Genomic DNA, 26,617 nt, shown 5'->3' with positions numbered 1-26,617 from the left:
TTATAAGAATTTCGTTTCCCGATTAGGTTGCTAAATTGTTTCTTTTTGCCTTTTTTTGTTCATTCTGCACGAAGTTTGTCCGTATTTGCCGGGAGCGTAGGTTCTGACTGCTTTCCTTGCTTAACCTCGCTCTCTTTCAAGGATCGTGACAGTTGCTTCACAGAACGGTCCAGCTGCTCCAATCTACGATTAAGGGTGACGAGGATGTATTTTAACAGGATCAGACTTAATGCTGCAGGGAATCCGACATTAGTCACGAGCTCAATCATGCCTTCAATCGTTAAAGAACTCACAGATTCCGCCTCCTTTTTCATGCATATATCACTCAATAAGAACTAATGTTCCCGTTTATACGAAAATCATACGTTCTCGATGTACCCATAACAAAAAAAGCCCCATTAGTCTGGAGCTCTTTCTAATGATGTTCGTAACTTGCATTCACCTTACTACTGAGCTGCACATCAAGGAGTGTATATGTTCGGCTGCTGCGGCTTGGACATCCCTTCTCCCAAGTAAAATCCAGTATGCGGCGGCTGATTATAGGCTACGTTTTGCCAGGCCACACTCAGACGATACACCGGATCATGCATAAGTGTGTGGAATCGGTATTCAGACTCATAGGGTGTTGTGTAGATGCGCAGCGCCGAATTATCACTTTTGCGCCAAATGACTTCCTCCCGCCAGTCACCGAATAGATCCGCCTGCAATGACGGCGTTCCTTTCGTTCCGTTATTGGAACTCGTCCCTGTAGCCGTAAGCAAGTTGGAGGTCGTCGAGTTCGTATAGTTCCACTTGTCTATTTTACCGGCGCTTGATGAGGTATGATCCAGCAGTTCACGGAGGAGATCCCCATCCCACCAGATCCCAAAATTAATGGAAGACGGCATCGTGTTGGTAATGAGCTCCCCCTTGGCTGAACGTAACCCGATGCCTGGTGCCCATTGCTCATTCCCCTTCGTTCGCGGATCAATGTCTGCCGACATGCCACGTCCGGTATCCTTGCCTGTTTTTACACCCCATAAAATGTTGCCGTTACGCGGATCGTACATAGCGGCTCCGTAGGTGGCATTTTTGTCCTCGTTCACCTTGAACACTTCATATCCTGAGCGGTCCGGGTCCAAATCCCCGACATGAAGCGCATCTCCATGTCCCATCCCCGTGTTAGTCAGTTTCGCTCCATTATCGTCTACCACCAGTGAGCCATATACGATTTCATCCTTAGCATCCCCATCTACATCTGCCACGCTCAAACTGTGGTTCCCCTGTCCAGCCGTCCCGGCATTGGTGGAGTTGTTGCTGTCAAAAGTCCAGCGGCGGCTTAGATTGCCGTTCCGCCAATCATATGCGACCAAAACAGTGCGGGTGTAGTAACCACGCGCCATCACTATACTGGGACTCACACCATCCAGATAAGCAACCCCGGCCAGAAAACGATCCACACGGTTACCATAGTTGTCTCCCCAACTGGATACCGTCCCGCGCGGAGGCACATAGTCAATCGTACTGAGTGCCTTGCCTGTATCACCTGAGAATACGGTCAGAAACTCGGGACCTTTCAAAATGTACCCGTTCGTGTTGCGATGATCAGCCGAAGCATCGCCAATTTTTACACCTATACCATCTACCGTGCCATCTGCTGTCTTACATACGACCTCTGCTTTACCATCTCCATCAAAATCATAGACGAGAAACTGCGTATAGTGAGCTCCAGCCCGAATGTTCCGTCCCAGGTCGATTCGCCATTTGCGTGTTCCATCCAGCTCATATCCATCCAAAAATACATTTCCCGTATAACCGGATTGCGAATTATCCTTAGCATTGGAAGGGTCCCATTTCAGCACAATCTCATACTCGCCATCCCCATCGAGATCCCCTACGCTGGCATCATTGGCATTGTACGTGTAGTTCACATAATCCGGGGTTGTTCCTCCTGCAGGCTGCTGGATGGGAACGTCCAGATAGTTGTTGTTCCATACCTTTACCGCTGGAGAAGCGGCCTGCTCTGCTCCATTAACCACCGCACGAACGGTATACGTAGATGATGTCGTACCTGCCTTGTCCAGAAAGTTGGTTCTCGATGTAATCGGCGTATCGTTGACCTTGCTTGTCCCTCTGTACAAATTGAAGCCAACCGAATCCGCTTCCGTACCCAGCAAGCGCCAGCTCACCAGTACACCTTCTGGTACCTTCACTGCAACAGTTCCCCTGGTCAGCTTCTCCATTTGTCTCGCAGAGGCAGCTGTAACTGGGCTATCCATCGGAGTGGCCACCCCACACAGCATGACACCAAGACAGAGCAACACAGTATGCCGAAATCTTTTGTTCATCTGATCATTAGCTCCTTTCATAGTTTGTATTTTTAATAAATTTATTTTATCTGACTGATAATTTATTGTTGTTTAAATCTTATGATAGCGCTTACATGAATGTAAAGGGACGAAGCCGTCCTTTTTGTTCAAAAATCCGTGCTAATGCTTTAATAATCAGAGGTCCATGAATAATCGTTCTTCGTCAGCTATGCTTTGGATATCCTCCGAGCTAATACTGATATACTGGTAACCTCCTGCCTGTTGTTTTTTCAATGCCAGTTCCTTCATAAAACGTGGGCTTCCCTCTCCAGCATCCTCATCGTACACAAGCAATAAACCATCTGTTTTGCGGAAAAGGAGTTCATCTCGTGCCTTGAGTTGCCAGATTCCCTGATAGGGCTGGCGGCTGACCACTCCCACGTAATCAACTCCGGCGCAAATCTGCTGAAAGTATTCCTTTTTGTCCTCCTTCCACTTTTCCTCCATATTTTGATAAGCCATCATAATAGAGCATTTTAGGTGAGGATATTGCTGCTTTAATGCAACGACGACCTCGCAAGCCCACAAGTCCACCCCGTATTGGCCAGGGGTAATCACCCATTCCAGCCCATCTTCGATCAGGGGAATCAGCCTGCCTGCAATCGCCTTTTTAATGTAGGGAATGCCTTCATGCTTTTGACTGAAAATATTCAGCTCATGGGCACGGTAGCCTGAAACGAGCAAGTTTTTCATCATCTCATCGTCCTTCTGAAATTATCATAAAGCTTATTGTACCATTTCAGAGCAGGTCGCTAAACACTTCATTTTTTGGATGAACAAATCAAATATAGTACAAAAAAACGAACCTCTGCCCTATAGGCTAAACAAGGTTCGTTATTTGGGATACTGGGTGTTCATTTACATTTACTTTATGGTGCTTAATGAATTCCTATTAATATCGGTGACTCACTCCTCCGCCGAGTTTACACGCCGATCTTGGATTCTAATATTGCTGCTAAACATGCCGGCATCGCTACTTAGTTTGAACGACGGGTAACTAGGATCTGCCTCAAGCCGCATTCTGCTGTCGAACTGCTGTTCCTGCTGACGATCAATCCAAAAAGAATACGAATTGGACTGAACTGCTATATCGGTTGCATTCGGCGCATCGACCACCAAGATGACAAGTACGCCGTTGCATCCACAATCTTCTGTATCATAAAACAACTTGAACATACCCGGCCGTCCTGAAAGGACCGATGCTAGCCTTTCAACCGACAAGGAATCCAACTCTAAATGTATACTCATGAGATAAATCCTCTCCTTTGCAATCGAAACATTCGGATATATTGGGAACTAACAACTCCAAAAATCTAAATATAAATTATATTTTCATTATAATCACTTAAAATCTTTAAGTAAAAGGAGAACATTAATTATGCATTCAACAAATAAGAACATTTATTTCTTAATTTGTTGTGTATTTATCAAGTTTAAACCATTGTTGAAATTCAATCTGGCTCATTTTTTTAACAGGTTTCACTTTTTTGCTGTCCATTGAGTATCTGTATAACTTCTTTTGGTCAGATGGATACTCACTTATATAGTCTATATTTTTTCCACTTTTATGCCATAAAATCAGACTTGTGCTAATGTAATTCGTTTCCCTAGGAAGATATATAAAGGCATCCTTGTTTGTATTATAAATGGCTATAGAGCTGCTTGATGTATCGCCATACGAAAAAGCAATTTGATCTTCTTTCGGTGACCAGTTATAAGCAGTGATGGATTCTATATTTCTTTTGCCTTTAGCCTTCAAAAGATCATTTACAATGATAGATTTTCCGGTTGCAAGATTGATCAGTAACAACGTATTTCCCGCGCTGCGCTCTGCTTGTATAGCCAACCATGTATTAGAAGGAGATACTGCTACGCTAGATATATCACGCAGTTTATCATTATATCCATCTGTTTTAAGGGTGTAATTTTTATCTCCTTTTTTAATGGTTATGGATGTAATGACACGTTTCTCAGAACTTGGTATATTTTCTCGCTCAATTTTTTTTGCCACTAACGTAATGTTTTTTTCCGTCCAAGTCAATTGATTGGGGGTTTCGCTCTTTTTAAACTTCGTTATAGACTGATACACAGATGGATTTACAGCATGAACCGAACTTTGAACATAGGTATTAGGATGCAACGTACGATTAGCGTTGACGATAGAAAAGCCACTTACACTTCCCACCAGCACTATACCTGACAGGAAAGCAATAGCGTATTTTAATGTTAAACTTTTCATTTTAATTGCTCCTTTGTAGAAGGTTTATTGTTCTTATGATTCATTATAGAAAGAGAAAACGGTATACCTTCTATTTTGAAAAGGATAAAGATAATGTATGGACAATTGTTTCCATTGACTGATTAATCATTCGAATCGAAGAGAAGACGTACTGATAAAATCAGAACGTCTTCTCTCCTTTAAAATTTATTTGAACAAGTTCTGCAGCAAGAAGGATACATTTTGTCAAGAGGGTCCACTTGTACAGGGAAAATAAAGTATTAGACTGGCACACCTAACTTTGAAAAGCTTTTATATACCAAGCATCCATAGTAGAGTGTTCAGAACCTGGTAGAGGTTCATGTAAAAGTGTAAATCCAAACTTTTCATATAATAAACATGCAGTTTTTAATTCATGCATTGTTTCTAAATAGCACTTTTCATAATGTTTAGAGGCAAAAGACAAAGCTGTTTCCATAAGTTTCTTGGAAAGCCCTAAACCTTGAGCTTTTGGACTTAAGTATAGCTTTTGTAATTCGCAAACTTTATCATGTTCGTTAAATGGTGCTATGCCAATTCCACCAACAACTTCTCCTTCCATTTCCACTACCCAATAGTTCGCATGTTTTAAATTATTATAATATTGGTGTAGGTCATTAAGTTGAGGGTCAAAATAAGCTGTTCCAGGGATCGCTAATCCAAGTGATTTTAATGAATCTTGTATAATTTCTTTTACTTTTACATTGTCTTCTTTTTTCATTTCTCGAATAATCATATACGATCTCCTTCAATTAAATCTCAAAATCGAGAGCATACTGCCGGTAGTCCTTTCGGTCTGTGGTTCGGTATTACAGTTCGTGATTCGCCGGACAAATGAACATATTTCGCTCGGCGTCAATAACCCGCATCAAGTGCTACGGCTTCGACCTTAAATTAAAAAAACCTAACTCCCACCTGTTGTCTTACGTTTTTTGATGGAACACCAGAAATGAACGCCTATCTTGTTGGTTCGGAATCAACCATTTCCCGTGAAGTAGAGGCGAGTGGGACAGCACCTAGTTCTCCCCCGACTATCATCATCTTAAAACACCTATTAAAATAGGCCAATCAAATTTGGGGTTGACCTAATAATACGTAATCATACTTGAGAGAAAACCGCCTTTTGCTCATATCGAATCATTCTTTAATAAGAAGCTCGCCTAGCCGCTGTTGCAACTGATGGGCATAGAACGATAGTTCTGCTTCAGCGGCCAAATCCCGCAACAATGCCTGGATCAAAAACGCTCTAGGCACCTCATTTTCCAACTCTTCCTCAAGCAACACGGTCACTTGCTGCAGTTCCTTCTTTCTGGCATTCGGGATATACAAATCAGGAATAATCGACAAGATCGCTTGAAACAAAACGGAAATCCTCGCTGAGCTTGTCGGGACAAGTGACTCTAAATCCACTTCTTCATACTCTTTCATGAACTCATAGGTTAGCAGAGGCTGTGGTGTACATTTACTCAAACCTTGCACCAAATCATCCATACGTTCCGCGATAAATCCTGCTAGTTTTTCGACGGTGATTGGTTTGTAGGCGAATAGCAGATGAAAAGTATACTCCCGGATCATGCCGCTAAACATGGCAGTTACGTCCCATTTCCAATCCAATATGGCAGAGCCGTATTGGCGCATCAGCAGGTTTTGGTAATAGCTGAACATCTGAATCTGAATCTGATGAATGAGGGTAGAGATGTTGTCGTTGCTCGCCGAGGGAAATTCATTGTAATCTCGGGAAATATAGTAGCCGTGACGGCCAAAGAATTGGAACAAACCCATAATTTCGGCCAGATACGTTTCCCGGCGCGGTAATGCCATTTTCCGAATTCGCTCCACCTCATCCATCATATACTGCTGGCGTTGCTTCAATATACTGACGAACAACTCTTCCTTGGACTCAAAAAATTTGTACAAGGAACCTTTGGCGATACTGCAATCGTCGGCGATATCCTGAATTGAGGTCGCTCTATAGCCTTTCTCCATAAAAAGGCGGACAGCAGATTGGACGATTTTTTCCTTTATTAAACTCATGCTTATGTCTCCTTATCACTCGTTACGGACAGATGTGATTTTTATCAAAGTTCCTTGATCAAGTATAGCCAATATCCAGCGAGCAAAAAAGAAGGCGTCGTGCCAAAATGAGGCGTCCGATCCACTCCATAGTTCTCAGTAAAAGCGTTCTCCCTTACATTAAAGCGATACATAGCATACAAATATGGAGTAAGGCCAGCACATAAATAAGCCTCACAACAGTGACAAGCCAATTTCGGATTATGAGCAACACGGTCATCAAGGCTGGAAAACCAAAAAGACCGCCCCATCGACTGACGAACCTGTCGGCTTGTCCATTCATGAAATGAACAGGGATCTCCAGAGGAGCAGACCAGACCACTATCATGGCAGCAAGCCACGCAAGCACCGTGACAAAAACGGGAGTTTTAGGATGAAAGAGAATCTTAATCAAAGCATTGCCTCCTTTTTTATCTTATTTGGGAATAGTGAGCCAGAAAGTCCAGTGCCAGTCTACGAATTCCACCAACCAGCCGGATAGTACCATACTTAGCGCGGGAGCGAGAAGCATTGGAATCCCAAGTAAACTGATGATCGCCCCACGCTTATCAGGTGACGCAAGGCGGTATAGCATGGTCATTCCAATCGGGGAAACCATATCTCCCCCTAAACCTTGAATGATCCGAAAAAAAATCAGTTGTCCGGAATTTTGCGCGAATGCAGATAATGTGGAACCTAGCATGAAAAATCCAATAGAACAAAGAAACACCTTCTTAGCACCGCATTTGTCCGAGAGCCATCCTGCCAACGGAATGACCGCAGAAAGTGCTAGTGTATAGGCGTTTACCGACCACTGGGTGGTCTTGAGCGAAACTCCAAATTCCCGCACCCAGGTCGCGAGGGCCAAGTTAAGAGCTGTGCTGTTTAAAATCACCATAAACGTCCCTATGACGATCGCAAGCGTTGGTGAAAAATATGGACGGAATACAAATGAGTCTTCCTTAGAAGATTCGTCAATAACTGCATGATGAGACATATACAAATAACCTGCTTTCTCTAGAAATGAACGAAGGTTGAGGACTGAGCCTGCTTCAAACTAGCTCGTCAAGGCTCTTTTTGACCAATTAGTTTTATGAGAAACTTTAAGGTTTCCAACTCATCATATCCTTGAGAGCCAGGTGTGTCAATCCTCGATATAAACAGATTTATTCGAATTATGAACTATTAGTCCTTTACAAAACCAGATAGTCAAAATAAGATAAATGTCGGGGTTTGAAACATAAAGCATTGATATAGTCATGAAAAAACAGGGATTTTTAAATGAACGGAAGGAAAAGAATATGCAAAAAAACAATCATGAGCACACCGCTGCACTCTATTTTGATGGCTTGACCAACTTCAGGGATTTCGGAGGCTATGCCACCACGGATGGGAAGAAAGTAAGAAAGGGATTCCTGTTTCGCTCCGACGAATTGTCAAAGTTATCAAGAACCGACATGGCACGAATGGATCAAATCGGCTTCAAGCTGATTTGCGACTTGAGAACGGAAACGGAGCAGAAATCGAACAAGAGCCGCATGCTGAACCAGGGAGTCGAAGTACAGAATTTGACCATGCAGGATAAAAGCCAGGAGTTTACCCGTCTCGAATTTATAAGGTATCTAATTAGACATGGCAAAGATATCGATTTTGAGCAAACGATGAAAGACATGTATCATCATATGGGGACTGGCTCTAAGTCTACGTTACAGAAACTTTTCACTCTGTTGTCCGAAAAAGAGAAGTTTCCTGTCCTGATTCATTGCACTGGGGGCAAGGATCGAACTGGATTCATCGTGGCGATTATTCAGCTGTTTCTGGGAATTCCCTACGAAAGCGTGATTGAGGACTACTTGCATTCCAATATATGCATCGGGCCACGTATGAAAAAAGCCGAGAAACTGATCCGACTGATGAGCTTTTACCGAGTGCCTGCAGAGCGGATCAGACCCATGCTGGAGGTGAAGCGCGATTATCTGGAGGACGTGCTAGAGGGAATTATGAGCCGGCATACAAACATTGAGGGATACTTAAAAAACGAATGCGGCGTTTCGCAGCAGCACCTGGAACGCTTCAAAGAAGTCGTTTTAGAGTAACGAGATGGACTAACTTAATTGAAGATATTTGGGATCATTCTGCTGAATAAGGCGGGGCATTAGATTTCCGAAGAAAATAAAGTTTTAGACTGACTCCAACAAAAAAACGAGCGGCAGCCTTGAACTATAAATAAAGTCCGAGACTACCGCTGTCTTATTAATGTCGTCTTATGTTTATTACATGATTTTATACATATGGTTCAACAATTCAACTATCGTTTCTTTCGGATAAAGGAATTGCATCCGAGCCATTTCAATAGTTCGGTAAATATAGGAGGCAATCTCTTCAATTTTGTCCTTTTCGATATGAACTTGCTCTAGTTTGACCGGAGCACCGATACTAACAAACCAGTTGGTTGACGCCTCGATGCCTGCTTCCGCTGTTGCAAGTCGAATACATTTCGTGCAAATTGTTCATATCTTGTTGGATTCATGGGTAGATGCCAATTCATCCATGCCGGATAAACGACTGCGAGACCAGCACCATGGGGAACATCATACAAAGCTGAAAGAGAATGCTAAATTAAATGGGTGTCATAGCGATTTCCCCCACCCCGGCGAATGTATCCTGAATACAGAACAATTTGTCTGAATGACTGATAGGTCAAATCCGTAATTGGCACAAGTTCATCGTAGATTTGCCTATGTATCGCAGCAAAACCCCCTAAGAACTATCTTCTGATCTTGAGGCCCCCATGTAGCCAATTAGACACTCTCTCTTATCTTTGGCATCTAATGCCAACATAATCTATAACAAAGAACAGGCAATAGACGCTAAATTTCCTGCGTTTTGACGGTACGACTGCCTATACAATCCCTTTCCTACATCCATATCATAGAAAATACCTTATGTGTGAAGGGGGAGAAAATTTGGCAATCATACGCCAAGGATCTTGTATCGGGGTATTGTATCGACCGACCGCGGACGGCTGTATAGCATCGCAATGTCAAACGTACTCAGGCGGGTGTCACTGTGTCCATAATGGCAGGTTGGTGGGAGCAGTAAAGAAACTGGGTAATACACTGATCCACATTTCCAAAACGTTAGATACGACGAATTTGAAATCACTGGATGGGATTTTGCTACGGCACTGGAACATTCGTAACAGTAAAGACAAAAACTCGATCTTTCTTGAAAATTTATTTATTCCTATATCCCGATTGGAAGCAGTACAAATAACACCTTTCAGAAATCTTGATCGTCCTGTGCCTAAGCCGGGCAACCCGTGTTCTCAACCGGCACCTGGCACGGTACGCAAACCAAACATCATTTATCCGGGGGATTGTATGGGCATCCGTTTTCAGAAAATCAACCATTTATGGGATATCAAGAATGGCAAGTTTCTCTTTTGGCAAAAGTCCGGAATTCCTCATTGCCAATGGAATACGAAACTGCAAAATAAACCAGACAGGGTGTGGTACGCTCACTGGATTGTCAGAAAAATGAGTCCTCACTTTCAATCCGTTGCCTCAGATCGTGGATCTGCTTCAGCCGGGAAGGAAACAAATATCACTCTCCACCCAATCACCGGCTTCAACCCCAAGGAGGGGACGACTGTAATAATTACAAGGTTGAATCATACCTCGATAAAACGAATATTGACCTATCATTGACCACCATTTGTGCAATTTGTTGTGGCTTTAAAAACAACCGCAGAGCAGTTGACTAAAATCAATGACAATTGTGAGGGATTACATTGGTAGACACACACATCGAGACACTAACTGACATTTCGCTAAAGGTTTTAAATAAGAGGCTTGCGAATCAGAAGAACCCGAACTTTCAATTTGTTTTTTTGGGTGACACGTGGTTTGATTGGGGAAACGCCATCTTGCAGTCATTCACGAAAGCCAAGCAGGATGCGATAAGAAGATACCAGATTTTTTTATCGTGCTTGGACAAAGCGAGCAAGCAAAAGCCAAAACCCCTGTTTATCTTATATGGCGGAGATGGCGTATTTTCAGGATCTGCAGAACAGCTTATGTTCTTTAAAAATGCAGTGGAAAAATTCGTCAGGAAAACGAACATCGCCTTCTTTATGGTGCCCGGGAATCATGAAAGAAATGGTGTCAATGGATCATTGGTTAATTACCAAAATATCATCGGTCCAAGAAAAGGCAACAAGACTGTACAGGAAAATGGACTGAACTATATCATTAACACCCCGAAATTACGGATGGTTATGCTAAATGATGTTGGACCAGTCGCGAAACCGACCAGGTATGGAATTACCAATAGCGCCTTAGCTACCTTCAACAAGGGGATAAACACAAAAAAAGACGTGGTCGTGGTGATGCATGTTCCGCCAAAAGCAGGGTCGTTCAAAAGTTTCCCTAGCAGTGAAGCATTTCCAGTCACAACGCCGAATGATAAAGCATTTATAGCCAATCTAAGCAAATCAAAAAGTGTAAAGCTTATCCTGGTAAGCCATATTCATGACATTCTCTTAAAAGGAACAATTGCAGGAAAAACCGCTGTTTTAAACGGAAATGGCGGTGCGGGTACTGATACCCGCCCAACACTAAATCCGGTAATTTCCTCTTTTACCTTTATCAATAAGAATAAGTCTATTAGATTTGATGGGCAGCGATCCGTAACAGTAAACACAAAAATAAGGCCGCGAAAGGTATTTATTTTGACCAAGGACGGAATCATCAGCGTTCCCATCGTGTAATGAACGCAAGCTTTTTTACAAGAAAGGAGTACCCCTATCTGGATGGCTATAAGCTATTCGGACATCCTAATTCACTTATTATCCGATCAATCACACCACAAAAAAATGCCTGGCATGAATTAAGCAGACATTTCATTCTCATGTAACCGTGATGCTTGCGCATCATGGTTACCCCGCCAAAGGCCGACGGCGGCCACGACGAGGATTCATATCGAATTGGCATCTTTCTTACATACCTCATATCTGCTTTCTCATCACCCGTCAGCGTCTATTCCATATCCCCCGCACTTCTGAATCAGCTCCAGACTCGTCTTTCTTCATCAATTAAAGTGTATGCCTGCCCACATATTGGTAAGTACCCTTCGGGTAAACAAGCCACTCATCCTGTTGATTAAAAATGGGCGATCCGCATGTTATACCTTGTTTACGCACAAATGTCCCTCCTTGAGGAAACAATTGACCCTGCGAATGAGGCTCTCCAAGCACATCTACCTCAATTCCAGAATATTTTAATACATATGCAACCGTATTAAACTCGCTTGGGTTATAGAAATGACCCTCTTGATTAAAATAGGCAACATTTGTCACACCCATGAAATCGTAAAAGTTGCTGTTTATGATCAGATACGGTATTAATGGATTAACCGGATATAGTGCTATGCTGGACACGTTCATGCGATTCGTGTTTTTCATGAATTGGTGAACCTCCAGCTCATATCCTTCTATTTTATAAGAAAAATCACATTCCTGGTTGCAGAACAATTGCAGCACGATGCGACCGTCTCCACCATCGACATACTGTGAAAAGAACAAAAGAAAATGCCTCCTGTAGTTCCTAATGAACCTGAATATAGTCGCTCTGCCAGCCATTCCTATGCCCTACTTAAGCTGCTGCTCAACAGGACTGTGATTTACATTCACATCAGCAATAGAGCCAGTCACTGTATAGGTGAAAAATACGCTCGCTCTGCCACCTTTTCCATCCTCTGCCGTCACAAACACCTGTGTGCTTCCTGCTGATTTGGGCTTTAACATAAGCTGTTGACTTGCTATTTCTACTTCTGCTACGTATACATCTGAAGTAACCGCATGATACGATAACTCATCCTGATCGGCAGCCAAAAATACATTTTGTAAATCCACTAGTGTATCACCAGAACCTATACTGCCATATTGATCGGAAGGAACTGTGGCTGTGACAGGTACATACTTAGGTATTGGCATTGGTATTGGTGTAAGATTCGTTGCAGAATTACCATCGCCGCCAGAATCGGTAAAAGATACTATATTCGCTTTAGTCACAATTACTGACGTTTCCCCTTTCGTTTCCGCATGAACAAAGTTGTAGTCCCCATACTATACTTGCCAGCAGCGTCACGATTAGCGCTTTCTGCATTCTTTATTTGTTGCTTGCTCATCAGTTTCCCCGTAAAACGGTTCATTCTTTTGTTAGTGAAAAGATCTTATCATCCGCTTCTGAACCGATTCTGAACAATATTAAAATTTTATTTATTCACATTTGAAACTTGATAATAAAAAAAGAGCACTTAGCCGGTTGGGGCTGAGCACTCTAGAAAGTTGGAATACTTATGTATAAAAAACGGGTTAACGAAAAGATCCAGAAAACCTGAAAAGCCCCCTGGAAGCAATGTGATTATTCGAACGGATACCGAAGTCCCCACTGTGAACGAATCTGATCCATTAATTTCATAATTCCTAATGATTCATCCAAAGAGATCGTAGAACTTTCGAGCAAACCTTCGTTCAAGCAGCGCCCGACTTCTTCTGCTTCAAAAGCATAGCCTGTAGAGGGGCGATCATCCTGAAAGTTTTGTGCCTCTTCACCGTCCACAACTAAAGTAGCCGATGTACTATTCAGGAATGATGGAATGTGGATATAGCCCTTGGTCCCATGGATATATGCCTCATTCGTCAGTCCGAGACGAACTGCTCCGTTAAGCATAGCCGTGCGACCTTTTCCGTAATCCAGCATGATCGAAAATGTCTCATCAACGCCCGTTTCCCCGATATGAGCAGTACTCCATACACGTTCTGGTTCAGGGCCAAACACCATCGAAGCAAAAGAAACGGGGTAAATTCCTGCATCTAATAATGCCCCTCCGCCCAGTTCAGGATTCAATAATCTTCCCTCTGGGTTCCAATCTACGCGAAAACCGAATTCCGCCTTCACCAACTTCACTTCACCAATACGTCCCGCATGTATCCACTCCTGCACTTGGCGAATCGAGGGCAAAAAACGCGTCCACATGGCTTCCATTAAAAATAGCTTATGGTCACGCGCGTAGCTGATTAGTTCCTCCAACTCTTTGCTGTTGACTGTGAAGGGTTTCTCACACAAGACAGCTTTGCCCGCTCGAAGAGCCGCTAGAACATTTTCTTTATGAAAAGGATGAGGGGTTCCAATGTAAATCGCATCGACTTCGGAATCCTGCACTAATTCCTCATAGCTACCATATGCCTGTGCCATTTGATGCTTGGCTGCAAATTCGGTAGCGCTTTCAACATTGCGTGATCCAACTGCGTATCCTTCCCCATTCGTAACGTGCTGCAAATCCGCAACAAACTGATCCGAGATCCATCCCGTACCGACAATTCCCCATTTAATCTTTTTGCTCATACTCTTCTCCCTCCCAGTTGTAAATTCAACGTAGACTTACACGATCTTCTTCATTCTAGCAAACACCTACCCTAAACAAAAGAAATTCCTGTTCGGCAACAGTTTGTATTGCGGCTCGGCAGAAAAGCGGCGAGGCGAACACAAAGTCAATTTTAGCAGGAATTCCTTCAGAATCATCTTGGCTAGGCTATTTATTGAATAGTATATTTGTAAAACTTTTTATCCACTTTCATAACTGGAAAGCCAATTGGCAATTCATCAAGAGCTATACTAACAAATCCATTCTTCTCATAAAATCGATGAGCGGCTACGAATTGCGGTGTAGTCCCAAGGTAGATTCCTTCAACAGACCGTTCCTTGGCCCATTCTATGGCATACTGTAGTAATTGATTCGAAACATTCAAGGCTTTGCCTCTATAGTTTTGTTTTACAAACATCTTTCTGAGCGCCGTCTTATGGTTTCCGATATCTAGCAAGGCAACCGTCCCTACTACTTCGTCTTCGCTAAGAGCCACCCAGAAGTTGCCGTTACCATGTTGATAGAAGTTTTCAATATCGAGCAGATCAGGCTGATCTTCCTTGGTTATGGCGATATTATATTCGTTTTGTTGAATATGTAAAATTAAATCGACAACTTGCGCTTGATACACAGTTGCGTACTCTTTTAAAAGGATGCTATTTATCATTGCTGTATTCTCCTATTATCGTCAATTGTGATGCCATAAGCTTTTCATTAAAATATAGAGATAACTCTCTACGCATATCTTCTTATACGTGGCCATTCGTACGTGATATTAAATAACTCAACCTCCGCAGCTAAACTGAGCTTCCGTCTATACAGTCGATGATTGGAAACCTTGTCTAGGTGCGAACGTTGAGTTAATTATAAACTTCTCTATACCGGAATTTCTATTTTACGCTTGAAGCTGTTCAAGAATTTGTGGGTCCTTGATCTTCTGATCCTCAGCCAACAACGTGATTTTGGATAAAATCTCGGCTGTTCTTGGATCTTCATCCAGGAACGGCAGGAAGATGCGTCCACGATGCTGCGAATGCACCGGAATAATATGCAGTGCTCCCTTCGCTTGCTTGTAGACACCCCCGCTTCCGAGGTGGACCGCATACTCACCAAGACTCCCGTCTATACGTGCATAATTCCCATCTAAGCGTACATTGCTGATTTTTAGCAGACGAAGCGATTCCTGCACAATGACCCTACGCATCTCAATCGTCGTCAGACTGGCCTCTGGATCAACGCCGCCTACATGAGCAACACTGACGACCAGATCGACGTCCCGCATAACTTCAGAGAACAGAACAGGTGGAACTTCCTCCAAAGGCACGCTCTTATAGGTTGCCCGATCAAAAAACTGCACCGTCTCCAGTGTAGGAGCTTCAGTATCCGCTGGTGAGAACCAGTCAGCCATGGCATACAGGTTCGCAATCAGATTTTCGGCATAGTACACCTTCTGGAGTCCGTCTTCATAACTGACCGTCCATTGGCGACCTTTTAGTAAGGATACCGTTTTATTCGGCTGCACCTGGTGTCCCGCATACCGACGGGAAACTGTCGCGTTGGCACGTTCATCAGCATTTAGCAGATACAGCTCACGGAACACCTGTTTAAATGGCTGGCGTATCTGACGGTCAAATAGGTCCTTCTGGAATTCACTCCAACGACCACTTTCGTACAAATGAAGTGGATGTGCGATAATCAGCTTATCTTCTTCTTTAATAGTATGCTGTTCAGCAGGAGGAGCAGTCAACGCTAATGTATCCCCGTTAAAATATCCGAGATGATCGCCAGCCTTGAAAACCAGTGTGCGCACCAGCGGAGCAAGCACAGGATTACCTAGCAGTCCTCTCAATTCCTTTACCATAAAGGTGGTACCAGACTCCATAGAGCGCTCCAACTCTTTGCGAGCTCTGCGATATTGATCTACCAGATCAACTTTAAGCTCTTTCAAGGATGTAACATACTCATCTTTCTTGAAACGAGCCGGAATGGATTTCAGCGTCTTCCCTTTGCTGACAATTTCAATATCTGCCGCTCCTTCATCATCAATGACGAGTTGTATCGTTGTAGTCTCATCCAAGGCATGGGGCTCAAAATAAGACCGGAGGTCATCCAGCTTGCGAGCTTCCATATCCCAGACGAGACGAGTTACGTCATCATAACCTGCGTTACGTGCCAAATTTCCAAGTGCAATTCGTGAAACCAGTGCCTCACTGGCCTTACGTTGTGCCCCGAATTTCTTGCTTTGTTCCAGAAACCTCTGAATAAAATCATAACGTTGACGGACATCTGGTTCAGGCGGCTCTGCAAGTGGAATCAAACTATAGGTCAACAAATGGTCTTTGTTTCGCTTGTCTTCCACTGATTTTTCCATTTCACTCCGTTTCAGCTTACCTAGCGTCGCATCCGCAAACAATTGGGAGCGACGATGATTGGCTCCAGCCGAAATATACTTGGCACAATCGTACAGCAGATCAAATCGTTCCTCGCCCAACGTCTCATAAGCCTCATGAAACCAGTGGATATCGAAGGCACCATCATTAAAATCCTGCGGGGCTATCGGTGAGTAATGAGCTACAATCGTTTCCTTCTCAGCCGAAAAGCCTTCATTGATATGCGCATGGAAGTACCATGCCGCACTGCGAAGTCCTTCCCATCCGAGATAACCTGCTACAATCTCAATCCACTGCGGAGCATACATTGCCGCCTCCAGCAGACGTTTATCTGTAATTTTAGTGTGCTTCAGCTTTTCCTTGAGCAATGCAGCATCCTCGCCGTCACTTGGATAACATGCCTTGAGCAAGTGGCTGAACGATTCTTTTTTGGTAATACGATCACCGTAGCCATACACATAACCACGCACGAACGTTTCCTTGTCGAGCCCCCCCAAAATACGGATAAAATAATCCATGCCTTCAATCCGACTCAAACCCATCACCTTTGGCGTAGCCTCGGTAGGCAAATCGCCTCGAACCAATTCAATCTCCAGCAGTCGATCAATAACTGTACGACGTATCTCCAAAAACTCTGGCTTGCTGGAAACCCATGTATTACGAGCATTAGTTAAGGTGCTCATATGACTTCTGCTATCACTACTGGCCAGCAGTTCACGATACACTTCACCTACACCGATCAGCCCTTTTTCATAGGCTTTGAAGTAATCCTCCAGATTCAGCGGAGAATAAAAACGATTTTCCATTCCTGGCCATTCTGCGTAGTTCACAAAAGTATGGAAAAAGCGCCTAAAGGTCTCATCATCATGGACTCGCCCCTTTTCTAATGCCACCCACGGGCCGGACAATAGATGAAACATTCCCATATCCTCTGTTGGTCTATCCTTAGGCATGCTCTGCATTAGTGAATTTAAAGCAAAGTCGATTACGTCAAATGTTTCAGCTCCAGCTGTGTCCATAAAATAGGCATTGATTAATGTGCTTACCTGATCGGAATAGGTCAGCTCTGCCATCCATTTTTGAACCTCGTTAATCCGCTCTAAAGGATACATTTGTTCGGCGAAGTCTTTACGCCATCCTTCCAGCAGCTTTTGCTTGTTTTGTTCTTGATAGCCAAAGTTAAATGAGAAATATCGATAGTAGCGATCCAACGTACGGTCCATAGGCTCTAATCGATCATAAAAAACAAGCTCCAGCAGTTCACGCGCATCTATGCCGCTTTCCTGCAAATAACGGTCCCACTCCTCATAAAGAGGATATAAAGACAGCCTGGAATCCACTACTTCATCGACCTGAACCATCCGTAGAGGGCGAAGGTTCGTTCCAATAAGCAATGTATCTTTGTAGCCTGAATAATACTCCGCAGTATATTCCACATCCCGATGATGATGAACCAGTTCATCCAGTCCATTCAAGAACTGCTTGAGCTTGTCCAATGGACTAACAAAAACATCGGCCATTCGGAAATCACCCAGATCAACTCTTTCTTCCAGCCAAGCTTCCTTGACATTCGGATCGTACAGGCCATAGCCGTTTGTACCTGTATAAGCATCCTCCTGTCCCAGCTTGGACAGCAGTTGCACCTCTTTGGCGGTGGGTTGCTGAATGATATCCGCCAAAGCCCGCAGATTTTCATACTGCTGAGCACGATCCGGATCTGCATATATCTTCGTCAATATTTCCAGTCCACCCAATCGTTGCAGTTCCGCCTTCGCACGAAGCAAGCGTTCCAAAGAGCCAGCAAGCTGCTCTTCCGCTTGTGAAAGCAACACACCGATGACACTTTGTCGCAACGAGCCTGTCTTGAGCTTTAATAAGGCTTCCATTTGCTGCATTTCTGGTTCCGACAGCGTCAGCTTACGCGCCTTGGCCACAGCGAACCCACGGATACTCATACTTTTGTCAGACAAACTGGAAAAAATAAAATCGCGCTGTACTGTATCCTCAGTGTTCTGCACAAAATGATTCAATATTTCGCCGCGCAGATTTGGGCTAATCTCTTCCTTTAAGGCTATGATTTCTCCAATCCAGGATGCGTCCATATCATAGCCAGCGAGATAGAGCATTTTTTGAATAGGTGCATCTGAGCGGTGATACAGATTTACATAATCCAGCACCTTGGAGGACTCGATAGACTCACCCTTTTTCATATGTACAAACAGGTTATGAAGTCGTTCAAAATCCTTACGCCGTTCGTCTTTGCTCTCCAACAAAGGAGTGCGCGCCACTTTAACGATTCGATTCGCGACCGTCCCGCCTTCTACCCATTCATAAAAATAATCGGTTGTATAGTTTGTGAGTATCCAATAGCGAAGCTCTGGGTCAGTTTCATCTAGATATTCTCTAGCAATCTCGAGGCGCATATCCTTGTTTTTAGTACTAGACAGTACATACTGGGCTACAATCTTCTGGTAAGCCGCCCCCTGCTCCATAAGTTGGCGAACCTGTCCATACAAGTCACGTTCCTCATGCACTGCTGTAGCCCACAAACTCATATATAGTTCGTTAGCATTTGAACTGATCAGCCATTCCTGGCGCAGTTCACTGGAAGTCAGTGCATCATATGCCTGCTCAATCAATTGGCGAACAACCCGCTGATTGGCGGATTCCAAGCCCATGCCCGTCCATACTGCAAGCGCCCGCACCACCGAACTGTAACGAATGAAGCCTTGGTCAATGATCACCTTTAACAGATAAATGAGTGCTTCTGGAGTTCCTTCATCCATTTGCTCCACAATGCTTTGACGCAATCCCTCCTGAAGCTTGGCCGCTGCCAGCAATTCGCCAATCATATGGTAATTCTCTTCTTGATGGCTCAGCAGCATGCCTTTAATCATATTGCGCGTAAGTAGAGCCGCCTGATTATCCCCATAAATAATAGCTTTTAGCGCCTCAAGCACCTGTGAATTGCCGTTGTCTAGCTCGTAAGCAATCCAATCACCAATCGTTTCCTGAACCCGGTAATCCCTGCCTGGTTCATAGTCTTTTTTCGTTAAATAATCCATTATAGAAAATCCGATACAGTCCATTCGGATCAACTGCACCATTTTTTTATAAACCCGGGAAGTATGAGCTGTAATATCCGAAGTGCGAAACGGTCTGCGCTCATACCCGGTGCTGTATGGATATTCAGTCACATGCTCTGTTAGATGTGCGAACACATCGCCAGTCATTTGTCCAATTAGAGCACGCAGTACCTCTGCCAGTGGCTTGAACAGCGGTTGTCCGCTTTCTGCCGCCCGTTCTTTCAGTATTCGCTGACATTCGATAAATGGCTCTTCAACCTCTTGTATGTAATGAAGCTTACCCAGTTCCACAACATACTGAGCCAACTCCTGTTGTTGTCCACCCAGTTGCGCTGCGCGCTCTTTCAGTGTGGCGAAATATTCTTGCTCATTGTTCTCCTGATGCATATTTCGTCTCCCCCTCTACCATAGGCCTCCAGCCAACATTGTGAAGCGTATAAATACAATCTCATCCCCTGCATGAAGTGACAAAGGCGCATCCAGCTCCATTGCTTCCTCATCACATATAAAAACCCTGTATAAACCATCTTCAAAAGCCTGTATCGCCGTATTTACGGCAGCCTCAATATTAGGAACACCATCATTATATATGGAGCCGAATCCTACTTTGCCTGTCTCGCCTTGTGCCTGGATTTCCTCTCCCGTAAGGAACGGAATCAGCTCGACACTCTCCTGCTTTTCCCGTAGCTTTTGAACATTCAGGGCAACGGTTGCAGTAATTAAATCTCGCAATGTTTCTGGGGTGGGGCTTAGATCTATTTCCTGTTGTGCGAGTGCGGGCTTGCGCTTCCCCAGACTTTTTACAGTTACAAACAGCTTCATATCGTTTCCCTTCCTTGTTTATTCACACTTTTGACCCGTTGTCAGCTGAACTTCTCGACCCTCATACAAACATCATTAATAAAGTACAAGACGAATGTTTGTTCGTATAATTATTTTAATATGTTCCTTATCATTACTCCATCACCCTTTATGACCAAAATTCACAGCGTTGTAACACCCCAAATCTTAAAAAGTAAGACTTTGTGCCCTGTTTTCGATGAAATTCATCCATATTAAGGATAAAAAAGAGACCTGCACAAAGGAGATCATCTGTTCTTCACAGACTTCACTCCATTATACAGGTCATATATCATCATAAAATAAGGTTTGAATACTTATTTATTTAGAATGCTGGAACTACACTATCCTTATAGTTGTCCTCAAAAAATTTACGTACTTCCGGACCAGTCATCCGCTTTGCCAGCTTTTGAATGGCATCGGAATCTGCATTATCCTTACGTGCTACCAAATTAATGGCAAAGTGCGTATCGTCCTTTTCAGTAATCAGCGCATCCTTCTTCGGTGTCAGACCAAGCGGTTTGGCATATGCGGGATACATGGCAGCCATGTCTACATCATCCAGTGACCGCGCCAGCATCAACAAATCCACTTCTTTAAACACAAACTTTTTCTTATTCTCAATAATATCAGCCTGTGTAGCATTATAGCCTACACCTTCTTTAAGCTTGATCAAACCGTTTTGCTCCATCATGACCAAAGAACGTCCAGTATTGGCCGGGTCATTGGCGATAGCAATCGTCGCACCTTCGGGCAGGTCTTTAATGTTCTTGTATTTTTTGGAGTACGCGCCATAAATGGCGTTGTAAATTGGTTTTACCGCTACCAAGTCAGACTTGTTGCTTTCATTATATTGTTGCATAAACGGAGCATGCTGAAAGAAGTTCGCATCCACTTCATGGCTTGCCAATGCGTTGTTCGGTTGGATATTGTCTGACAGCACGACGACTTCCAGGTTGACTCCGTCCTTTTTGAGCAGTGGCTTCACGATATCCAGTACATCTGTCATCGGTGGAATTAGCGTAGCTACCTTCAAGGTTACTTCTTTTTGCGAAGCTGCTTCCTTAGTTGTTGTTTCTTGTGCAGCCTGCTTCTGACCGCCGCATCCGGCAACCAGTAGCATAACCACTGCAAATAGTGTAAGTAATTTCAAGTTCGTTTTCATGTTGTTTTTGAGACGCATTCGATGAAGAACCTCCAAATTAGTTGTGATTGGGAAGATGTTAATGAGTTACAGTAAAGCCGCAGCCGCTTCGCGAATGATTTGATCTTACGATCGCTGTTAAAATGGGATTCTCTCTGATTTTTAAAGTAATTTATAGGTTAGAATCCCATTTCAAAGGCGAACGCTAACGCTTCTCCAGATTCAAATCCTTCTCTCCGCTTTTGAGATACTGTAAAGTCATTTTATTTCCCATAGTGAGTTGTGTAAGTGAATTGCCATACAACCTACCATTTACCGCTTGTCGATCCGGCGGGAGATGGTGCTTCCGGTGAACTGGATCGTTTGTACGAAAATAATCATGACGACGATGGTGAACGCCATCAAGCCTGTTTCAAACCGCTGGTAACCGTAGCGAATAGCAAAATCGCCTACCCCGCCGCCGCCCACAATCCCCATCACTGTGGAGTAGGAGATGAAGCTAATGGTGGATGTGGTCAGGCCTAATACCAGCCCGGAACGGGCTTCCACGTATAGAAATTTAAAAATAAGCTGGAGGGTGGATGCTCCCATAGACGTAGCGGCTTCAATCACACCCTTGGGCACCTCAAGTAGTGATTGCTCCACCAGCCTCGAATAATAGGCAATGGCCACCACGGACAAGGGAACGGTAGCAGCCATCGTGCCCAGTGCCGTGCCCACCACCAGACGTGTAAATGGGATCATAAACACGACGAGCAGCAAGAATGGAAACGAGCGGATAACGTTGACCAGACTGTTCAGTATGGTGAAAATCAGTCGATTTTCATACTTTTGTCCTTTACCACACAAATATAAAATCGTTCCTGCCGGAAGCCCTAACAGTACAGCTGCTGCGATCGAAATTCCCACCATAATAAATGTCTCTCCGATGGCCTTCCATATCTCTGACTGATACTGTGCAATAATGCTTAACATGTCATTCATCAGCATCACCTGCTTCCACTGTTGAACCTACCATAGGGGCAGCTACATGTTTCGTTGAAAGCAAATGCCCGTCCCGCATTTCGGATACACGGGTACAAATATTGCGAACCACGTCCATATCGTGTGTGACGATTACAATCGTAACTCCCAGTTCACGGTTAATCTCCCTTAGCACACCTAGAATATCCGCGGTCGTCTGCGGGTCAAGCGCTGAGGTCGGCTCATCACAAAGCAGCACCGCAGGACGATTCGCCAAAGCTCTGGCAATCGCCACACGTTGCTTTTGGCCTCCACTTAGCTGTGCCGGATACTGTTCTGCCTTATCCGCTAAACCGACGAATTGCAGGCATTCGCGCACGCGTTCCACTCGCTCTTTTTTCGCGACACCTGCCAGCTCCAACGGCATTGCTACATTTCCACTTACCGACCGATTGTGAACAAGATGATAATGCTGAAAAATCATCCCTATGGATCGGCGCGCCTCACGGAGACGTTTTTCCGGCATGCGAGTCAGATCTTCCCCGTTCACAACCACATTTCCCTCATCCGGCCTTTCCAATACATTCATCAACCGGAGCAACGTAGACTTGCCGGCACCGCTGGCACCTATGATACCGTGAATTTCCCCTTCCTCCACTTGAAGAGACACGGATTGAACCGCATGAAATAGGCCGCTTGAGGTGGTATAATGCTTGTTTACCTGATGCAGCTTAATCATGAAACTTGGCCTCCTGATGATCCATTACTGCGGGAAAATGTAATAAGCCCGGCAGCCCAGGCGGGTCTGTCGAGCCGTCAATTCCCATTGCATTAATATACCACAGAGCAGAAAACGGGCAAAGCCTTTTGGTAACAATTAACGTACATCCGATACGCCTATATAAGGAAAGGAGGTACCCATTCCCCAAGCCAGCAGCAGCATCACCACAAAATATAAAATAAATATGATATCTACAGTCGAATAACCGATCGCATAATAATACGTGCGCTTCGTTTCGTTAGCAAACCCCTTAGCTTCCATGGCGATAGCAATGCGCTGCGCACGCCGGATACTTTGAGCAAGCAGCGGAATTGCGTACCTGCGGAGCGTAGCATACATATTCCATTTGGACACATGCTGATGCAAACCTCGAATGCGGTGGGCGTGTCTCAATGCCTGAAATTCCTCCACCATCATCGGCACCAACCGCATAGCTGCCAAAAAGCTGTATGCATACTTGGGCGGGAGCTTCCATTGCTGCATCAGTGAATAAAAAAGGTTAACCGGACGAGTTGTTAGACCAAACAGCAACCCTACCGCGGCCATACTCAATGCACGAAAGCCCAGATGCATGCCTCGATAAAAACTTTCCTGTGTAATGTGGATTAGACCCCATGTCCACCATGTCGTTACTCCTTTGCCGAACATCATCATGCCTGTTGAGGTTGAAATAAACACCAATATAAAGGGAGATCCGTACAGCAGCAGTCGCTTCCATGGGTGTCCTGACCAGACAAGCAATAGCAGCATAGCACACGCAACATTAAACATAACGTTCGGATCATGGATAACGATAACGACCACAAACAGCATGGAAAACATCACGAGCTTTAAGCCAGGATTCACACGATGCAGCCAAGTTTCATGATGGGGAAAGGACAGGTTCATACTGTAGTTCCCCTTTCTGAATCCGCCATATATCGGTACAATACCGACGGACAATCTCCGGGTCATGCGTAACCATCACGATGGCCGTGCCTGCCGCTCTCAGCTGCTCCAACATATCCAGCATGACAAAGGTATTGCGCGCATCCTGCCCAAAGGTCGGTTCGTCCAGCAGCAGCACTTCGGGCTCCCGGATCATTGCCGTAGCAATACTCAACCGTCTTTTTTGACCCAACGAAAGCTGATACGGATGACGCTCATCCAGCCGCTCCAGTCCGAACTGTACGAGCATTCGATTTACCCGTTGTCCACGCTGTTCAGCGGTAAACAAGCCCTTCGGTAACGAATACTCCAGTTCCCTTCGTACGGTGTTTGCTACAAATTGCAGCTCAGGATTTTGAAACGCAAACCCAATGCGCTCTGCCAGTTGTTCCGTGCCGCCTGCCTCAATTCCATCCACACAGTAACGCCCCTGTGTACGGAGTAAACGCATCATAGAGAGTAGCAGCGAGCTTTTGCCAGCCCCGTTTTCACCGACCACGCCAATCCAATCACCAGGCTGCGCCAGCGCTTGCTCCACATATATGACTGAGCTTACACCCCGAAGTCCGCTAAAATGTTCCAGCTCTAGCAAATTCGTTGTACGTGTTAAGGTAGATGGACAATCCGCAAGCAACACACCCTTCTGCTGAATCATAGATTCATTCCAGCGTGGTGAAGACGATTCATCCCAAACTCCCGGATACCACACGCCGTACTCGGACAATGCCTGCCGATGCGTATGAAATACTTCTTCCGCGCTTCCATCCGCAATGATTTCCCCATGAGCTGAAAGCACCACAATCCGATCCACATCATGGACAATTTCATTAATTTTATGCTCTACGATCACCAATGTTTGGTCTGCCGAAATGTTGCGAATGGTATCCCACACCTGTGTCGTGCCCTCCTCGTCCAACAAAGCCGTCGGCTCATCCAGAAAAAGCACTTCCGGCTCCATAGCTAGCACAGATGCAATCGCCAACCGCTGTTTCATTCCCTGTGACATGCTGGCGATCGGCATATGTATATCATCCGTCGGTAGACCCACCTGCATTAGCAGCTCACGAATACGGGATGGCATCTGCTCCCTTGGAATCTGTTTGTTTTCCAACACAAAAGCCAGTTCCTCGTCTACATACGACATACAAAACTGCGTATCGGGATCTTGAAATACAATACCAGAGAGACTCGGGATCACGGCAGCATCGCATTTCATAGGCACTTCTATCGTGCGTGGAATCAGACCACTCAGCACCTGAAGCAGCGTTGATTTTCCACAGCCGCTCGGCCCTAGCAGCAGCAGCTTTTCCCCTTTGTGGACAGTTAAAGACATATTGTGAAAAAGCAGCTCTTGCTCACCGGGAAATTTCAACCGAAGACGGGTGATCGAAGCCGCCACATCTTCGTTTGCCGGGCTCATCAATCTAGCCCCTTATAATCTTGTTCCGTTGCAGGTCTCAAACTTCGCGTAACGCCGGTTACCTCCAGCGCCTTAGCCAGATAGTAAGCGAATACCCCAGCAATCACAATACTGCCAATCATCCGAAATCCAATATACAAAACATAGTTCCAGGTCGATAGCTGATCAATGTACCCGTAGCTGAAGTCTAAAATCAAAGAAGTGACAGCCGCCCCTACCGCAGCGAGCGAAGCGACCCCTAAGTTTGCATTTCGATACAGAAAAATCGCAAAGAACAGCTCCGCTCCCAAGCCTTGCAGTAGACCATAGTACAAGGTGGACATGCCCCATTCGCTTCCTAAAAAAGCACTGACGGTTGCCGCCGCTACTTCTGCCAGAATCGCAACTCCAGGCTTGCGAATAATAAGATAAGCGAACGTGCCAGCCATAAACCACATACCGTACATCAGTTGCTCGGCATGCAGACCGAATGGTTTCATTAAATCATAGACAGGTCCCCATATTTTGTAGACCAGTCCAAACACCACGGAGATTACAATCGTGACCAAAATATCAGTCAGCTTCAGCCCTTTGGACGTTCTTACATTCGTACTCATTGTTGATACGCTCCCCTTTTTCGTTAAAATAGGCCTTCTGACCATAAAAAAAAGCCTGTCTGGAGCTGAATCTCCAGGCAAGCTTTATGCGCAGTCATAAAATGATCACCATACAGTACCAGTTCTCGACATATCTCATATAGCACAGTGGCCTACTGCACTGAAACCAAGCTAAAGTCAGGTGCAAAACAAAACGCCCTTGCCTGTCTGCAATTTTTTACAGACCCGCAGCTCATTAGCTTGATATAGGATATGAAACGAATTCATCGACTAGCCGCCACAAATAGGCGGTAATCCTGCTTTTTGTATCGTGTTCTAGGTTTCTCTACGCTGGCATTACCCAGATCAGATTTCACGGTCGGCGGCAAGGGCCACCCTCTCAGCC

The 26,617-nt window shown here is 44.6% G+C and carries 24 protein-coding genes and 1 pseudogene; 3 read left to right on the top strand and 22 right to left on the bottom strand.

Annotated features, from left to right (window positions below; translation table 11 throughout):
* Nucleotides 1-59: 59 nt before the first annotated feature.
* The 9 genes from FKV70_RS00685 to FKV70_RS00645 all read right to left on the bottom strand — a co-directional run bounded on the left by FKV70_RS00685 (nt 60) and on the right by FKV70_RS00645 (nt 7,654).
* On the bottom strand, nt 60-293 hold the full coding sequence (locus FKV70_RS00685; RefSeq protein ID WP_063210886.1) for a hypothetical protein: 234 nt from the start codon (nt 291-293) through the stop codon (nt 60-62).
* A gap of 168 nt (nt 294-461) precedes the next feature.
* Nucleotides 462-2,327, bottom strand: coding sequence for a rhamnogalacturonan lyase (locus FKV70_RS00680; protein ID WP_482811950.1), 1,866 nt, complete (start codon nt 2,325-2,327; stop codon nt 462-464).
* A 156-nt stretch (nt 2,328-2,483) separates the two neighbouring features.
* Nucleotides 2,484-3,041 (bottom strand): SLOG family protein, encoded by a 558-nt coding sequence (locus tag FKV70_RS00675; protein WP_064795886.1) that lies wholly within the window; start codon nt 3,039-3,041, stop codon nt 2,484-2,486.
* A 213-nt stretch (nt 3,042-3,254) separates the two neighbouring features.
* Nucleotides 3,255-3,596 carry an iron-sulfur cluster biosynthesis family protein gene (locus FKV70_RS00670; protein WP_142611502.1) on the bottom strand — a complete coding sequence of 114 codons (342 nt, stop codon included), beginning with the start codon at nt 3,594-3,596 and terminating at the stop codon, nt 3,255-3,257.
* A 160-nt stretch (nt 3,597-3,756) separates the two neighbouring features.
* Nucleotides 3,757-4,587, bottom strand: a complete 831-nt coding sequence (locus FKV70_RS00665) for a hypothetical protein (RefSeq protein ID WP_142611501.1) — start codon at nt 4,585-4,587, stop codon at nt 3,757-3,759.
* A 274-nt stretch (nt 4,588-4,861) separates the two neighbouring features.
* Nucleotides 4,862-5,341, bottom strand: a complete 480-nt coding sequence (locus tag FKV70_RS00660) for a GNAT family N-acetyltransferase (protein ID WP_142611500.1) — start codon at nt 5,339-5,341, stop codon at nt 4,862-4,864.
* Nucleotides 5,342-5,742: 401 nt separating this feature from the next.
* Nucleotides 5,743-6,639, bottom strand: coding sequence for a TetR/AcrR family transcriptional regulator (locus tag FKV70_RS00655; protein ID WP_142611499.1), 897 nt, complete (start codon nt 6,637-6,639; stop codon nt 5,743-5,745).
* A gap of 154 nt (nt 6,640-6,793) precedes the next feature.
* Nucleotides 6,794-7,072 (bottom strand): DUF1648 domain-containing protein, encoded by a 279-nt coding sequence (locus FKV70_RS00650; RefSeq protein WP_063210896.1) that lies wholly within the window; start codon nt 7,070-7,072, stop codon nt 6,794-6,796.
* 21 nt (nt 7,073-7,093) lie between these two features.
* Nucleotides 7,094-7,654, bottom strand: coding sequence for an MFS transporter (locus FKV70_RS00645; protein ID WP_064795876.1), 561 nt, complete (start codon nt 7,652-7,654; stop codon nt 7,094-7,096).
* Between the two features lie 304 nt (nt 7,655-7,958).
* Between FKV70_RS00645 and FKV70_RS00640 the strand changes: the two genes are divergently transcribed.
* On the top strand, nt 7,959-8,753 hold the full coding sequence (locus FKV70_RS00640) for a tyrosine-protein phosphatase (RefSeq protein ID WP_142611498.1): 795 nt from the start codon (nt 7,959-7,961) through the stop codon (nt 8,751-8,753).
* A 317-nt stretch (nt 8,754-9,070) separates the two neighbouring features.
* Here FKV70_RS00640 and FKV70_RS27160 read toward each other — a convergent pair.
* A pseudogene (locus tag FKV70_RS27160) lies at nt 9,071-9,259 on the bottom strand (hypothetical protein); the annotation flags it as partial.
* A 364-nt stretch (nt 9,260-9,623) separates the two neighbouring features.
* Between FKV70_RS27160 and FKV70_RS00630 the strand changes: the two are divergent.
* On the top strand, nt 9,624-10,367 hold the full coding sequence (locus FKV70_RS00630) for a hypothetical protein (RefSeq protein WP_063210901.1): 744 nt from the start codon (nt 9,624-9,626) through the stop codon (nt 10,365-10,367).
* An 83-nt stretch (nt 10,368-10,450) separates the two neighbouring features.
* Nucleotides 10,451-11,428, top strand: coding sequence for a metallophosphoesterase (locus FKV70_RS00625; protein WP_162305654.1), 978 nt, complete (start codon nt 10,451-10,453; stop codon nt 11,426-11,428).
* 324 nt (nt 11,429-11,752) lie between these two features.
* Here FKV70_RS00625 and FKV70_RS00620 read toward each other — a convergent pair whose 3' ends face one another.
* The 12 genes from FKV70_RS00620 to FKV70_RS00565 form a co-directional block, all read right to left on the bottom strand.
* A complete protein-coding gene (locus FKV70_RS00620) occupies nt 11,753-12,241 on the bottom strand; it encodes an RTX toxin (protein WP_142611495.1) in 489 nt (162 codons plus the stop codon).
* A 66-nt stretch (nt 12,242-12,307) separates the two neighbouring features.
* Nucleotides 12,308-12,730, bottom strand: a complete 423-nt coding sequence (locus tag FKV70_RS00615; RefSeq protein ID WP_244310595.1) for a hypothetical protein — start codon at nt 12,728-12,730, stop codon at nt 12,308-12,310.
* 352 nt (nt 12,731-13,082) lie between these two features.
* A complete protein-coding gene (locus FKV70_RS00610; protein ID WP_142611493.1) occupies nt 13,083-14,066 on the bottom strand; it encodes a Gfo/Idh/MocA family protein in 984 nt (327 codons plus the stop codon).
* A gap of 191 nt (nt 14,067-14,257) precedes the next feature.
* Nucleotides 14,258-14,752, bottom strand: coding sequence for a GNAT family N-acetyltransferase (locus tag FKV70_RS00605; protein ID WP_142611492.1), 495 nt, complete (start codon nt 14,750-14,752; stop codon nt 14,258-14,260).
* A gap of 228 nt (nt 14,753-14,980) precedes the next feature.
* Entirely contained in the window at nt 14,981-19,948 is a 4,968-nt protein-coding gene (locus FKV70_RS00600; protein ID WP_142611491.1) for a DUF4132 domain-containing protein, read from the bottom strand.
* A 15-nt stretch (nt 19,949-19,963) separates the two neighbouring features.
* Complete coding sequence (locus FKV70_RS00595) at nt 19,964-20,383, bottom strand: hypothetical protein (protein WP_142611490.1); 420 nt, start codon at nt 20,381-20,383, stop codon at nt 19,964-19,966.
* A gap of 343 nt (nt 20,384-20,726) precedes the next feature.
* Nucleotides 20,727-21,584, bottom strand: coding sequence for a MetQ/NlpA family ABC transporter substrate-binding protein (locus FKV70_RS00590; protein WP_064795866.1), 858 nt, complete (start codon nt 21,582-21,584; stop codon nt 20,727-20,729).
* A gap of 273 nt (nt 21,585-21,857) precedes the next feature.
* Complete coding sequence (locus tag FKV70_RS00585) at nt 21,858-22,529, bottom strand: methionine ABC transporter permease (RefSeq protein ID WP_142611489.1); 672 nt, start codon at nt 22,527-22,529, stop codon at nt 21,858-21,860.
* Nucleotides 22,522-23,247 (bottom strand): methionine ABC transporter ATP-binding protein, encoded by a 726-nt coding sequence (locus FKV70_RS00580; RefSeq protein ID WP_063210919.1) that lies wholly within the window; start codon nt 23,245-23,247, stop codon nt 22,522-22,524. The genes FKV70_RS00585 and FKV70_RS00580 overlap by 8 nt, the downstream gene beginning before the upstream one ends.
* A gap of 138 nt (nt 23,248-23,385) precedes the next feature.
* On the bottom strand, nt 23,386-24,177 hold the full coding sequence (locus tag FKV70_RS00575; protein ID WP_142611488.1) for an energy-coupling factor transporter transmembrane component T family protein: 792 nt from the start codon (nt 24,175-24,177) through the stop codon (nt 23,386-23,388).
* Nucleotides 24,152-25,636, bottom strand: a complete 1,485-nt coding sequence (locus tag FKV70_RS00570) for an ABC transporter ATP-binding protein (protein ID WP_142611487.1) — start codon at nt 25,634-25,636, stop codon at nt 24,152-24,154. The genes FKV70_RS00575 and FKV70_RS00570 overlap by 26 nt, the downstream gene beginning before the upstream one ends.
* The gene (locus tag FKV70_RS00565; RefSeq protein WP_063210983.1) at nt 25,636-26,232 is read right to left on the bottom strand and encodes an ECF transporter S component; all 597 of its coding nucleotides are present in this window, start codon (nt 26,230-26,232) and stop codon (nt 25,636-25,638) included. The genes FKV70_RS00570 and FKV70_RS00565 overlap by 1 nt, the downstream gene beginning before the upstream one ends.
* Nucleotides 26,233-26,617: the final 385 nt, after the last annotated feature.

It is taken from the genome of Paenibacillus ottowii, assembly GCF_006874425.1.
GTDB lineage: Bacteria > Bacillota > Bacilli > Paenibacillales > Paenibacillaceae > Paenibacillus > Paenibacillus ottowii.
The sequence above is the reverse complement of the archived record's forward strand: the minus strand, read 5'-3'. Positions and strand labels throughout refer to the sequence as shown.

Excerpts from the sequence above, each read along its gene's own strand:
- FKV70_RS00680 (WP_482811950.1), bottom strand. The coding sequence starts at position 2,327 with ATGAACAAAAGATTTCGGCATACTGTGTTGCTCTGTCTTGGTGTCATG.
- FKV70_RS00675 (WP_064795886.1), bottom strand. The coding sequence starts at position 3,041 with ATGAAAAACTTGCTCGTTTCAGGCTACCGTGCCCATGAGCTGAATATT.
- FKV70_RS00670 (WP_142611502.1), bottom strand. The coding sequence starts at position 3,596 with ATGAGTATACATTTAGAGTTGGATTCCTTGTCGGTTGAAAGGCTAGCA.
- FKV70_RS00665 (WP_142611501.1), bottom strand. The coding sequence starts at position 4,587 with ATGAAAAGTTTAACATTAAAATACGCTATTGCTTTCCTGTCAGGTATA.
- FKV70_RS00660 (WP_142611500.1), bottom strand. The coding sequence starts at position 5,341 with ATGATTATTCGAGAAATGAAAAAAGAAGACAATGTAAAAGTAAAAGAA.
- FKV70_RS00655 (WP_142611499.1), bottom strand. The coding sequence starts at position 6,639 with ATGAGTTTAATAAAGGAAAAAATCGTCCAATCTGCTGTCCGCCTTTTT.
- FKV70_RS00645 (WP_064795876.1), bottom strand. The coding sequence starts at position 7,654 with ATGTCTCATCATGCAGTTATTGACGAATCTTCTAAGGAAGACTCATTT.
- FKV70_RS00640 (WP_142611498.1), top strand. The coding sequence starts at position 7,959 with ATGCAAAAAAACAATCATGAGCACACCGCTGCACTCTATTTTGATGGC.
- FKV70_RS00610 (WP_142611493.1), bottom strand. The coding sequence starts at position 14,066 with ATGAGCAAAAAGATTAAATGGGGAATTGTCGGTACGGGATGGATCTCG.
- FKV70_RS00605 (WP_142611492.1), bottom strand. The coding sequence starts at position 14,752 with ATGATAAATAGCATCCTTTTAAAAGAGTACGCAACTGTGTATCAAGCG.
- FKV70_RS00600 (WP_142611491.1), bottom strand. The coding sequence starts at position 19,948 with ATGCATCAGGAGAACAATGAGCAAGAATATTTCGCCACACTGAAAGAG.
- FKV70_RS00595 (WP_142611490.1), bottom strand. The coding sequence starts at position 20,383 with ATGAAGCTGTTTGTAACTGTAAAAAGTCTGGGGAAGCGCAAGCCCGCA.
- FKV70_RS00590 (WP_064795866.1), bottom strand. The coding sequence starts at position 21,584 with ATGCGTCTCAAAAACAACATGAAAACGAACTTGAAATTACTTACACTA.
- FKV70_RS00585 (WP_142611489.1), bottom strand. The coding sequence starts at position 22,529 with ATGAATGACATGTTAAGCATTATTGCACAGTATCAGTCAGAGATATGG.
- FKV70_RS00580 (WP_063210919.1), bottom strand. The coding sequence starts at position 23,247 with ATGATTAAGCTGCATCAGGTAAACAAGCATTATACCACCTCAAGCGGC.
- FKV70_RS00575 (WP_142611488.1), bottom strand. The coding sequence starts at position 24,177 with ATGAACCTGTCCTTTCCCCATCATGAAACTTGGCTGCATCGTGTGAAT.
- FKV70_RS00570 (WP_142611487.1), bottom strand. The coding sequence starts at position 25,636 with ATGAGCCCGGCAAACGAAGATGTGGCGGCTTCGATCACCCGTCTTCGG.
- FKV70_RS00565 (WP_063210983.1), bottom strand. The coding sequence starts at position 26,232 with ATGAGTACGAATGTAAGAACGTCCAAAGGGCTGAAGCTGACTGATATT.